Source organism: Prosthecobacter sp. (assembly GCF_044373815.1).
Classification (GTDB): domain Bacteria; phylum Verrucomicrobiota; class Verrucomicrobiia; order Verrucomicrobiales; family Verrucomicrobiaceae; genus Prosthecobacter.
Genome location: NZ_JBIPNG010000170.1, coordinates 1 through 12,465, shown reverse-complemented (window position 1 = coordinate 12,465; position 12,465 = coordinate 1). Strand labels below are relative to the sequence as shown.

Here is a 12,465-nt window from a genome sequence, read left to right as displayed (position 1 = left end):
TGTAGGCCATGTGCCATGAGGCCTCCTCCCAGTAGCGCGCATTGCGCGGCTGGAGTTGCGTCACAAATCCATAGTATTTGTCCACCTGCGCCCAGTTCACTCGCGTGAACTCCACATGGGCGCGCAGCTGGAAAACGGTGGCGATCAGCCCGCGTAATCCGCCGAATGCTGCTGCCAAACCCATCTGTCCCATGTTGCCCTTCACGCCCAGATGCAGCGGCTCATCCACCAGATGCATCGTGCGCAGATCATGCGTGACCCGCTGCTCCAGCGGCAGTTTCAGCACACCAAAAATCAGCAGCACAGCAGCAGCCTGGAGTTTTCGTTTCATAGTTCCTTCTCCACAAAGACCAGGTGAGTGACGAAGAGGTACACCGTCATGTAGAGCGCTGCGATGCCGGTCATTTCATAGACCGCAACCCAGGGCACGATCTCGCCGTTGGCCACGCTGTCCACGACGTCGAACTGCGCCAGGTCGGGGCAGATGGTGGCCAGCAGAAAGGTGGCGATGCGTGTGGAGGTGCTGCCGAGATTGGGCTGGAAGATGAATTCGCGGATCATCGCATGGCCATGGCCGATGATGGTGATGCAAAAGGTGATGACGATGGTGAACAGCGTCGAACTCGCGATGCAGGAAAGCAGCAGGGCCACGGTGGTCACCACGGCGGCCTTCAGAAAGATGGCCCACACTGCCCAGTGCAGGTTCCAGGTGAGCCCTTGTCTGGCCACGATTTCGCGGATCTGCGCCACCGCCTCGGGCGAATCCTGGTTTTCCGAATGCAGCTGGGACACGGCGGAGGCGAACAGCATGGACTGCTGCAACCACAAGATCAGACTCAGCACGGCATCAATGATGACGAGGCCAGAGGCGATGAGCATCAGCACTCCGAGCAGCTTGCCGAGCAGGTAGTCAAAGCGCGGCACCGGCTTTGACAGGATCGTGTAGAGAGTGCGGTCCTCCAGGTCTTTCGGCAGCAGCAGGGCGGTGGCCACAATGCCGAAGACGATGCTGAACACCTGCAGCACACCCAGAGACATGGTCTTGAACTGGCTGAGCTGCTGCTCGGGATTGATGGTGGAAAAGCCAAAGCCCATGGCCGCCACCAGTGCGCAAAACAGCAGCAGGAAGGGCAGGATCTTCATCCGCATCAGCTGTGTCATCGTCGCATAGGCCAGTGTCCACACGCGCTTGGGGGAGAAGCGCACCGGAGCCACGGAGGCGGCGGCAGAACTTGGGGAGGCTTGGCTCATGGTTTTTTCGGTTCGTTGGTTGCTTCGATGAACAGGCGTTCCAGCGTCGTGCGCGGGTGCCCGCTGCGCAGCAGGCGTGTGCCGCCGCCTTCGGCCTTCACTAGGGCGTCAATCTTGGCCAGCAGGTCAGGGGAGGCGTTCTCAAGAACCAGCTCGGTTTGATTTTCCACCGCGATCAGCTCGTCCAGCCGTCCTTCGCGCACCATGCGCCCGTGCGCCATGATGCCCACGCGGTCGCACACCTCCTGCATTTGCTCCAGCAGGTGTGAGGTCACCAGCACCGTGATGCCACGGGTGCGGAACTCGATGATCAGATCCCGGATGATGCGCGAGCCGGAGGGGTCCACACCGGCGGTGGGTTCATCCAAAACGAGCAGTTGCGGCTCATGGATCAGGGCCTGCGCCAGGCCGAGGCGCTGCAGCATGCCTTTGGAATAACCGCCCACGCGTCGCGTCGCCGCATCTTCCAGCCCGGTCAGCGCCAGCATTTCCTCGGCACGGGATTTCAATTCATCCCCGCTCATGCCGCAGAGCTTGCCGTAGAAGTGCAGGGTCTCGCGTCCGGTCAGGTGCTTGTAGAAATACGGATTCTCCGGCAGGAAGCCCACGCTGCGGCGGCTGGCCACTTCCGTGCTCGGGATGCCAAAGATGCTGGTGTCGCCTTCCGTCGCATTGAGCAGGCCCAGGATGGCCTTCATCGTGGTGGATTTGCCGGATCCATTCGGCCCGATGAGGCCGTAGACTTCACCTGCCTCCACCGTGAATGACACATCATGCACGGCGCGGAAGGCGCCTTTGCCAAGGTGGCCTTTGAAGACCTTGGTCAGATGGTTGACTGAAACGGCGGGCGTGGCGCTCATACGGGTTGGGACAGGTTAATCACGTAGAATGCTGAATCCACGCAAGTTTGGCTCTGCAGCGATGGCTTTGACCTCACGCTGCTTGATGTGTGAGCCCAGGCTGCTCTGCTGGATGTCTTCGAGGAAGGCCTCCAGTTCTTCGGCTTCCAACGCCTGCGCCTGCAACTCCACGCGGCCGTCGGGCAGATTTTTGACCCAGCCGGTCACGTCAAAGCCCGAGGCGATGCGCTTCGTGCTGTAGCGAAAGCCCACGCCCTGGACGCGGCCTGAATAGAGAACATTTTTTGCGGTCATCACTTCATCAAAAGTTTCAATGCGGTCCTGATATCTTCGTTTGCCGCTTCAATCAACACCACGCCCGCGTCGCTGCGATTGCGAAGCAGGCAGACAAACCGGCCCTGCGCGGTGAATTCGCTTTCACCCTTGGTTTCGTAGCGCTGCTTCAAGGAGTTGAGCATCGCCTTGTAAAAGGCATCGGCGGAGGACTTGTCCATGAAGAGCGTTTGCCATGCAGCGTGGTCGCGTTTGGCACCGCCATCCGCTGCCCATGCCAGCAGGCGATCTGCCACAAGGCCGCGTGCGCCGAGGGCCGCGTCTTCATCGGTGTTGTAGGTGCGCAGGGCTGTGACGCAGGCGAATTTGCCAAGGCAGTCATCGAGATACGGCAGCACGCCCTTGAGCTTCACTTCCCCCAGTTGGATTTCCACCGGAGCCGGCCGCTCGGGATCGAGATACATTTCCGGATCAATGACCTCCGCCGTGCTGATGGGCGGTCGGCTGTAGGCGGCATTGAGCTGAGGGAAACTGCCGGCGCTGTGCAGGGTCTGGGCAAAATCAAAACCCCGATTGAAAGGGAACAGCGCCAGCTCCCGCAGGTAGGCCGGCATGGGCACCTGGTTGATCGGATGATCCGGGTCTTCCGCAGGCAGATCATCCTTCAGTTCGGAAGCCGGGTTTTGCAGTGAGTGCAGGAAACGCGTGAGCGCCGCATCTCCTGCGATCAATGAATCCCGCGCCAGCCGCATGTCGGTCTTCAAGGGGCCATGCTGCGGCTGAAACAAAATGCTTCCGTATTCGCGCAATAGCTGCCCGAAGGCGATCCCCAGCGGCTCGTTCGAAGTCACTGCAGGGCCGGAAGCCGTGGAGGCTTCAATCGTGTACATGGTCTCCGACTCATCGTCATACCAGCCGCCGAGCTGACGGGCCAGCAGTGCAGCGCGCATCGGCAGGGGATCAATCGCTTCAGGAATCCAGCCCAGCGCTGCGAGTCCGCGCGCAAGTTTCTTTCCCTCTTCATTTGGCTGCTGGCGTTTGAGCCAGGCCAGAATGACTTTTTCCACTTCCTCCTGGCTGACCGCCGTCGTCACCAGAGGCAGCGCATGCAGCTTGCGCATTTTCATCATCTCCAAGCCCATGCCCACAAAGTCAGGTGCCACATCATCATCCTTCGGCGTCATCTTCGGCGCGTCCTTCATGCCCAGCATGCCGAGTTTCTGAATCATCTGCGCATTCTCATCCTTCAGGGCGTCATTCTGGCCCTGGAGATATTCGATCTGGCCTTCCAGCAGCACGATCTGCTTCTTGAGATCTTCCACCGCCTTGTTGGTGACGTCGATCGGGGCCGCATCCGGTTTCACGGCGGCCACCTGCGGGGTGGCGCTGATCGCTTGCGGTGCTTCCGGTTTGGCTCCCGTCAGAAACAACGCCGCCGCACCTCCGAGCGCGAGGAGGATGATCAGCAGGGTGGCCGGGTTGAGCTTCATCATCAAACCATGCAGCGGGAAAACGGTGCGGGCAATATCACGGGCTGTTTTTCCTCGCACTTTTCTGCTTGGCGGAAACCCGTTCCAACTCAACATACCCGGCACCGGGCTGAGCCGCCCCCACCACCCATGTTCCGCTGGCGATTTGGCAATCACGACCTCGATCTCACCCATCGCGGTCTCATCATGGGCATTGTGAATGTCACACCCGACAGTTTTTCGGACGGCGGCCGCTTCAATGATCCCGGCCGTGCCGTGGAGCATGCCTTCACGCTGCTGGCGGAAGGCGCGGACATTTTGGACATCGGCGGCGAATCCACCCGACCCGGGGCCGAGCCTGTGAGCGAAGCCGAGGAACTGCACCGCGTGCTGCCCGTGATCCGCGCAGTGCGCTCACAGACTAAGGCGCTCATCTCCATCGACACCATGAAGGCCTCCGTCGCCCGTGCCGCGTTGGATGCCGGGGCCGACATCATCAACGATGTGACCGGCCTGCGTGGCGATGCCGCCATGCCGCGCGTCGCAGCGGAATCCAAGGCGGGCCTTGTTGTCATGCACATGACCGGCACACCGCAGACCATGCAGGCTCATCCGCAGTACGACGATGTCGTCGCTGCCGTGTCGGACTACTTTGAAAACCGCCTGCGCGTTCTCCAAAACGAAGGCATCGAGCCCGAGCGCATCGTGCTCGATCCTGGCTTTGGTTTCGGCAAAACTCTGGAGCACAACCTCACCCTCATGCGCGAGTTGCCCCAGCTCTGCTCACTGCGTCCGCTGCTTGTGGGCATTTCTCGCAAATCGACCATCGCCCGCGTCATGCACTCCGAAGCCATGGAAGACCGCTTCTGGCCCACCATCGCCCTCAGCGCCTACGCCCGCGAGCATGGGGCACGCATTGTGCGCGTGCATGATGTGAAGCCGAATCGTGAAGCGCTGCGGATGATGGAAGCGATTTTGGGCGAGGAGTGAATTCATTGCCCCAGCCATGGAAGACGACGCAGACAGACCACGACAGAGCTCTAATTCGTCGGGCATTGTGGCGCTCTTGGTGGCGCTGCCGCTGCTCTATGCGCTTAGCATGGGGCCGGCGGCCTTCTTTTTCAGCAAATATCCCACCTTGAAACCGATGGAGGATGCTGCCCAAGCCTTTTATGCGCCGATGTTTTGGCTGCACCAACATACCTCTTTGAAGGAACCGATTGAGAATTACGTGGGGTGGTGGGTGCGAAGAGGCTGGACCTGAGCCCCCCTCACTCCAAAAGCTGATGCGATGTGCGAGGGCTTTCGCTTCAAAGCTTGCCTCCGATGAAGAAACCGATCTAACATGAACTTCGATGAGCGGCGATTTCCTCTTGTTAGGATGACCTGCGATGAACGACGAACGTACCCGAAGAAGCTCCAAGGCAGCCGCAAGTGCCGCGATTCTCGTGGCCCTGCCTTTGTTGTATGTGTTGAGCGTCGGACCTGTGTTTTATCTTTTGGATGTCACGCAATGGAGCTGGCGGCACCCTCGACTCATGAAGTCTATAGTGACCATGTACAGTCCTTTACGGCCTCTCTTTGAATACCCATTTTTGGGGCCGCCCTTTCAACGGTACACTCAGTGGTGGCTTGAGCTCCCCAACGAGTCATTAATGAGGAGCGATCCTTTTTTTCCCTTTATCCCAGATGTCGAAGACCTCGTTCTGGAGCCGACTAAAGATCCTTTTGCTATCGACTCTGTCAGCCCTTCGGTTCAGGAACCAAAATAAGGAATCCCCAGCTTCTGTGCCAAACGCCTCGGCCTACGCATCGCCTCGGTCATTCGCTGCGCTTCATCGGCACCGCGCAAGTCTTTGCAGTCCGGGTGTGCTTCAGGGGATTCAATGAGTCCGAGTTGGTGCAGCACATGTGCCGTGCTGTGCTTGTAGGGCGAGGCGCTCATGCGGTCATCGAGGCGAAAGACGAGGTCTTCGAAGGACTGGAAGGCTTCGAAGAGTTTATAGACACGCGTGTCAAAGCGGCCGGTGCCGGTCTTGAATTTCTTGTCGGCCACGCTGTCGAGCAGCCACATGTCGCGGGCAGCGCAGATGAGCGGGCAGGCGCTGACGCCGGCACCGATGAGCAGCGGCAGGCCGAGCTTGATGGCGGTGGAGATGCCGTAGTCATCACCGCTGTGCGGGGAGAAGGGGAGGTTCAGTCCTTTGCACATGGCCGCCCAGTAATGGAAGTGAGGCTCGTCCAGCGTGCTGACCTTGCCGCCCACGTAGGTCGGATGCAGCGCGATCTCATGGAACAGCCACGGATCAAACGGCGTGGCCCATGGCACAAAGGAAGGCTCCAGCGCATGCGCCAGGCCGGGGCGGATGAGGTGCTCGGCGATCTGGAAGTAGGCGTCTCGGCGCGGCTCGTTCTCCAGCGTGTTGAGCAGCTTGCTGGTCATGATCATCATCTCGCAGTTGTCATGCTCCTGCGCGATGTCGAGCAGCGGCCAGTAGCGCTCCGCTTTGAATGCGGTGTCGTTCTCCGCACCGCGTGCCGTCACGCCCGCGATGAAACGCTGCTCGGGAAATTCCGCGCGGAAGCGCTTCAGCACTTCGGCATACAATTCATTGCTGAGGTCAAAGATGTACCCCGTGTCTGCATTGAGCACGAAGACCATCTCCACGCCGTAATGCGCCGCGCATTGCTGCATCCAGCGCACGCTTTTGGTGAAGCCATCCCAGTCAGGCTTCTTGTCCTTGAAGGGTAGTAGCGTGGCCACGCAGAGGCGGGCCTTCGTGGTGTGATCGACGAGTTCCTCCTCGCTGGTGTAAGCCCAGACCGTCTCGTTCCAGGCGGTGGAGGGCTGCAAATCTGCGGGATTCGAAATGAGGGCGCGGTGGTCTGCCATGCGGCCAGTAGAGCATGACCATTCCAAGGGGCCAAGACGAATTGCGAATGCCCGGGATCGGAAATTCTGATTACCGAATGATCTTCAGCGTTCCTGCTTTGCCCGCAGGCCACTGCGCGCCTTCCTTGACCCACTTCGTGAGGATCGCGTATTCATCTTTCGTCAAACGTTCACCCACAGCCGGCATGACACTGGCGTGTTGATGGGCGGTCTTCACATTTGCCACGAGCAGGCTGCTCTCCGGATGCCCCGGCACGATGTAGGCACCCAGCGCCCCAGAGCGAACCGCCTCCTTGCGGTTTTCGAGACTCCCATGGCCGGGCAGCGCCTCGCGGTTGTGGCACATCACACATTTGGCCTCCAGCACCGGCTTCACATGCGCCGTGAAATCGACGGGGCCGGTCTTGGCGGCATGGATCGCCTCCTTGCTCAGCACATTCTCACCCATCGGCTTGGTTTCCGAATCGGGAGGCGTGGCGCAGGATGCGAGGACCAGAACGCAGAGAAAAGAATGCCAGTGGCTGTGCATGAGTGAAACTGACCTCAGGATGATGAGCATGCAATGGGGAGAACTGCTTATTTCTTGAAGGCCTTCTCCGCCTTGACGCCCTTGCCTTCGTTTTTGAGCTTCTCAGACCAGGCGGCGCGGTTGTCTGAATTGTTGAGGTTGAGTTTGCCACGCACGTTGAAGAGGTACGCGTCCTTGCCCTCGGGTTTGCCTTGTGCCCGTCTGGCAATTTCCCGGTTGGCCATGCCAGATACGGTTGGCGGCGGTGCGGGCTGAGGACTCTGCGCAGCAAACGAGACGGGCATCAGGTTGCCGCTGCTGCGAAAGACCGCGTAGCGGGAGTCACCCTGCTTCACAACGACGATGGCCTGCCCATGGATGCCGGAAGCATTGAAGGCTCCGCGTGGATCAGTGCGGCCCTTCTGCGGCTGTGCGGCGCCGCTGGTGTCGTAGGCGGCGATGTCGGCATCGGCCACGTAGGCATTGCGCACGGTGTCGCGCACCTGCACGCGCACGGCCCCGTTCTCGGCGTCCTCGTGCACCTCCATGTCCAGAGTGGTGATCAGGACGAGGCTGCTGGTCATCTGGGAGTCGCCACGGCAGATCACGAGGTAGGCGCCTTCCTCCTTCAGCGGCAGTTCGATGCTGCGCTTATTCCAGGCGTAATCCATGCCATCTCCCAAAGGCACCTTCATCTCCGCCTGCGGGGTGATTCCGGAGAGATTCACGCTGCCGACGCTATTGAGATCTTTCTGCCGCTCCTGCAGCTTCATCAAATCCACCCGGTAGATCAGCAGCGCAGCCTCTTTCACATTGCGGTGCTCCAGCTCGATCTTCACCGGTTCGCCGGGCTTTGTCCGCGTGGCAAAGGGAAGCTTCACCGCTTTCTCCTGCAGCATGGTGATGGACTCGCGGGCATCATCAAAGTCGTCCTTCACTTTTTCATACCAGCGCACCGCCTCGGCAAACTTGCCCTGCGCGTGATGGATCTGCGCGGTGATGTAGCGCGCATTTGGCGCGTCGTCGCTGCTGCCTGCGGCCACCGGTGCGGCGGCAGCGAGGGCTTCGTGAAACTGATACTGCCAGAATCGGCCCAGCGCCGTCATGTAGTGGAAATTGTTCAGGAAGCTGCTTTTCGTGAACGTCGTCGCGGCATTCCCAGCCGTCTGCACCACGCTCTTGTAGTACTTGAGATCAAAGAACACATTGGCCAGGCTGAAGGCCGCATCGTCCGCCAGATCGTCCTTGGCATAGAGGGGCAGGACGCGACGCAGCAGATCACGGCTGCGCTCCAGTAGCTGGTTCTTTGTCCACTTTGCAGCCCCTGGGCGCAGCGGCATGTTGGTGGGATTGGCGGCAAATTCTTGAAAGCGCTGCGCCAGACTGAAGAAGGCCAGCAGGCTGTCTGCACCGTCCGGGTATTCCATCCACAGGCCGATCTGATGCTCTGCGCTGCCGGGGAAATCTCCCGCGGTTTCCAGCGCCGCGCTCACACCCGCATCACTGACAAAGCTGCTCTCCATGGTGGCACGATAGACCAGCCAGGCGCGTTCAAATTCTCCCATCTGCCGGTAGGCGGCGGCCACTTTCAGAATCTTGTCGAAGGGAATGACAATGTCCGGATGCCGCTCGCTCAGGGCTTCGAACAACTCCACGATCTGCTTGGCGTCCATGCCCTCGCGTGAGGTGTGAATCCAGAGCAGCATGCGCGCGATGTCGCGTTCGTGGTATTTCATCGCCTCGGCATCATTGCGCAGGAGTTCAAGGTGTGTGCGCGCTGCTTCCAGCTCGCCTTCATCAAACAGAAGCTCCGCCAGTTCCAGATGCTCGAAGCCGTTCATCACATACGGGTCGGTGGATGGCTGGCCCGGGGCGAGAATGGTCAGCTTTCCATCGGGTCCGGCGTTGAAGCGTTCGTGCTGGCAGGCATCACGCACGCGTGTGGGCGCGATGCGGTAGCTGCCAGGGGGTAAGGCCATCAGCTCATAGCTGATCTGCGTATCTGCGGTGAAAGTGCCCGGGATAAACCACAGTCGCAGCATGCCCGGAAGCTGCTCCAAACGGGCATGCTCTGCCTCCAGCGAACCGGGAACAAACATGCAGCCGCCTGGCAGTGGTTCATCAATGATGACGTAGCCATTCTGTGCCTGCTTGGGTGCCTTCAATTCCAACCGCACGCGCAGGCGCTGCCCATGCGCCGCCACGTTCACCGGCGAGCTGCTCTCCGCTTCCAAGGGCTTGTCATGATGCCGCAGGCCTTCATGCAGCCATGCACGCTTGGCCACTGTTGGCAATGAACCCACCGTGGCAGATTTCGGATCAATGGCCTTCTCGTTGACGAAGGTCGCGATGATGATGGGCGTGGCCTTGTCGGTCTTGTAGCTCACGCTGACATTGAACTTGCCGTCCGCGCCTGCCTTGGGGGTGGGGATGCGAATGACTCCGCCATTGCCGGCTGTCTGCTGCTCACCATTCAGCGTCAGCTTCAGTTCCTCAGCCTGAGGAGTCAGGTGCATGCCGCTGCTGATGAAATGATCCGCCAGCGCCGCTGTCCAAAGTCCCTGGAGGGCAGAGTCAGCTCCCAGTGAAACGCCAAGCTGCTTCTGCAGCGCATCCGCCGCCTTCTTCGCCAAAGCGGAGCCGGGCTGGGTCTTCGCTGCGGCGTAAAGCAGAATGGCAGTCGTGTCGTCTTTGCTGCTCAGCCGGGAGGTGGTTTTGCTGCCGGTCCAGGCGGGTTTTGCTTCGAGGGCCTTGAGCAGTTCCTTCGCTTCCTCGATTCGGTTCATGCGCTGAAAGGCGGCTGCCAGCCATGCGAGCGCTGGGTCATTCAGCTTCACGCGGTCGCGATACATACGATTGGCCACGGAGAAGTCCGCCTCATTCACGCAAGCCAGAGCGTGCAGAATGATGGCTGCTTTGTCCGGCTCATCCGGTGGAATGATCGCTAGCGCCTTCTTCAAATAAGCGGTTGCTGCTTTGATCGAGCTGTCCTCGACATCAAAGCCGAGCGCTTTTGCCTCCACCAGCGCCCACAGGCCAAGACTCGTCACCACGCTGTCACGCTGCCATTTGACATCCTGCCATGTCCATCCGCCATCCTGCTGAGTGATCTGGAGCTCAGCGATGAGCAGGCGGATCGGGCTTTCATCCGCAGGTTTGCCAGCACGTGCCGCCGACACATGGCTCAGCAGTCTGCTGGCAGCCGTCTGTGAAGAGTGCCCCATGGATTGCAGCAGCGTCAGAGGCGAGGAGAAAGCAGACAGCAGAAGCTGCTGGGAAGGAACGGCGGTGAAGGCTGTTTCACCAGGAGCCGAAACGACCTTCAGCGCATGACTGGTGGTTGTTTCACCGAATGGCAGCACCATGAAGTTTGACGGCATAGCGCGGGTGTCCTTTGCCGTCTTGATTGAGGCCGAGGAGACGCTCAGGCCCGGCAGCTCAGGGACTTCCACGGGATCAAACACCACTTCAGTGGAGCCTTGGGGGTTGAGAGTTGCGGAGCGCGTTTGCTCTTTCGGGACACCTGCGGTCTCAAAGCTGGCCTGAGCGGTCGTCTCGTTTTCGGGTGCACCGTGCAGAAGCAGGCGTGGTGTGAAGGTGTCTCCTGAAACAAGAGTGGCCGGCATCCGCACTTCCGCCATGAACTCCGACTTTGTCGTCATCTCCTCCTCGGCCTGTCCTACGCTCGTCGTCACCGTGCAGCCACGGCTCGACAAACGCCATACGCCCGCCTTGGCCGGTGCCGTCAAAGTCACTTTCACTTTGCCGGAGGCATCGGTCACAAGCGGGCAGTGCCACTGCGCGTCTGGCGCATAGGGCTGGCCATTGGTTTGTCCACCTGCGCTCGGGAAGCCTGAGCCGAGTATCATATCAATGCTGTCGTTGTTAATGCTATAACCTCCGGATCGATTTCCGGCCGTTATCGGGCCACCTCCGTATGGAAATGGAGCAGCCCCTGTCATTGAGTAAGACGTCGGCGAAGTGGGGGTGTTGATGGCAGACAGGTTGTCGATCATTGCGCCTCCCATGGTGCCAGTGACTATGCCGGATCCTTGCACGCTGAGGGTGTTCGAGCTCGATCCACCGAGCACTAAAGAGCTGCCGTTGGCTACAAGCATGCCGCCGCTGCTGAAGTTCAGTGATCGCCCTCCTTGTGACCCAACATTTTCGGCCAGGTTGGAAAATCCGTTCATGTTCACAGGGCCTGATCGTAACCGCTGCTGTAAAGCCGCCTGCTCGTACCACACGCTCTGTTCCCTTTGCTCCATCTGACGAAGCAGGTCGATGTGGGACTGCGCGCCGTCTGCAATGGCGATGACATTGCCAGATTCATCCTTGGTGAGGAGCTGGGAAGAAGCGCGGTGCTGGAAGCTCGCGTTGCTGCCGATGCGCAGGCTGTTGTAACGACGCAGGCTGCCGTGAAAATATTCGTCGATGTCTTCGGTGTCGTCGGAGTATTGCGCAAACAACGCCGCGCTGGCTAGTGCGAGGCTGAGCTCTGCGGACACAGGTTTGCCATTCGCGTCGGTGGTGGTGAGCGTGATCTCGACGGCCTCACCGGGTTTGACGGGCTGGGCTGGTGTTTGGATCTCGATCTTGAGCGGGCGCTTCACCACAAAGCCGCTATGCGCACTGTGCAGTTTGTCGCCATCAAGAAAGGAGACGCTGACCTCAAACTGAGGCCAGTGCGCGGCGGCGACGGCGACGGGCAGTTCATTGTGACCGATGCCCAGTTTGATGATCCGGTGCTCGATCATGTCTTCACCTGCGAGGGTGACGAGCGCCAGCGGTGCGGGGACGCGGCTGTGGGCATCGACTTTGAGCGTGCTGCCTTCGTTGACTTCGGTTTGTTCGCTGAACAGGAGCAGCTTCGTCGTATCCTCGGGGCCAGAGACATCGAAGTGAGCTGTGCTCTCGACGACGTTGCCACGAGCATCGGTGGTTTGCGCCAGGAGTTGATGACGCATCGCGGACTGCACCACCACATCGGAGCTGCCTATCCCCGTCTTGGCATCTGTCTGCACGGTGAACTCCGCGATGCGTGCCGGTGTGCTGGCGGTGGGAATGTACACCAGCCCGGGCAGTCCGGAGAGCACCGGGTTCTGCGGTTGATTGTCGAGACGCGAGAGCGTGACCTTCACCGTCGCCGCTGTGGGTTTGCCATGATGATCCAGCGCCTTGATGCGAATGAGGGATGGCTCTCCGGTGAGT

General features: G+C 60.0%; 10 protein-coding genes. 2 read left to right on the top strand and 8 right to left on the bottom strand.

Going from position 1 to position 12,465, the window contains the following annotated elements; genetic code table 11:
• From ACIREA_RS15020 to ACIREA_RS15000, 5 genes are all read right to left on the bottom strand, one after another.
• On the bottom strand, positions 1-331 hold a 331-nt coding region (locus ACIREA_RS15020), incomplete at its 3' end, for a hypothetical protein (protein ID WP_397383099.1).
• A complete protein-coding gene (locus ACIREA_RS15015) occupies positions 328-1,251 on the bottom strand; it encodes an ABC transporter permease (protein WP_397383098.1) in 924 nt (307 codons plus the stop codon). The genes ACIREA_RS15015 and ACIREA_RS15020, both read right to left, overlap by 4 nt.
• The gene (locus ACIREA_RS15010; RefSeq protein ID WP_397383097.1) at positions 1,248-2,111 is read right to left on the bottom strand and encodes an ABC transporter ATP-binding protein; all 864 of its coding nucleotides are present in this window, start codon (positions 2,109-2,111) and stop codon (positions 1,248-1,250) included. The genes ACIREA_RS15015 and ACIREA_RS15010 overlap by 4 nt, the downstream gene beginning before the upstream one ends.
• Before the next feature lie 15 nt (positions 2,112-2,126).
• Positions 2,127-2,405, bottom strand: coding sequence for an acylphosphatase (locus ACIREA_RS15005; protein ID WP_397383096.1), 279 nt, complete (start codon positions 2,403-2,405; stop codon positions 2,127-2,129).
• Positions 2,405-3,877: a hypothetical protein gene (locus ACIREA_RS15000; protein WP_397383095.1), complete on the bottom strand. Its 1,473-nt coding sequence runs from the start codon at positions 3,875-3,877 to the stop codon at positions 2,405-2,407. Before ACIREA_RS15000 ends, ACIREA_RS15005 begins: the two co-directional genes overlap by 1 nt.
• Positions 3,878-4,003: 126 nt before the next feature.
• On the opposite strand from ACIREA_RS15000, the gene folP reads away from it, so the two are divergent.
• Both folP and ACIREA_RS14990 read left to right on the top strand, forming a co-directional pair.
• A complete protein-coding gene (gene folP / locus ACIREA_RS14995; RefSeq protein ID WP_397383094.1) occupies positions 4,004-4,843 on the top strand; it encodes a dihydropteroate synthase in 840 nt (279 codons plus the stop codon).
• 16 nt (positions 4,844-4,859) lie between these two features.
• A complete protein-coding gene (locus ACIREA_RS14990; RefSeq protein WP_397383093.1) occupies positions 4,860-5,117 on the top strand; it encodes a hypothetical protein in 258 nt (85 codons plus the stop codon).
• A 492-nt stretch (positions 5,118-5,609) separates the two neighbouring features.
• Here ACIREA_RS14990 and ACIREA_RS14985 read toward each other — a convergent pair whose 3' ends face one another.
• The 3 genes from ACIREA_RS14985 to ACIREA_RS14975 all read right to left on the bottom strand — a co-directional run.
• Entirely contained in the window at positions 5,610-6,746 is a 1,137-nt protein-coding gene (locus ACIREA_RS14985; RefSeq protein WP_397383092.1) for a hypothetical protein, read from the bottom strand.
• Positions 6,747-6,816: 70 nt separating this feature from the next.
• Entirely contained in the window at positions 6,817-7,275 is a 459-nt protein-coding gene (locus tag ACIREA_RS14980) for a c-type cytochrome domain-containing protein (RefSeq protein WP_397383091.1), read from the bottom strand.
• A 47-nt stretch (positions 7,276-7,322) separates the two neighbouring features.
• Positions 7,323-12,465: alpha-2-macroglobulin family protein (locus tag ACIREA_RS14975; RefSeq protein ID WP_397383090.1), on the bottom strand; the 5,143-nt coding region annotated here is incomplete at its 5' end.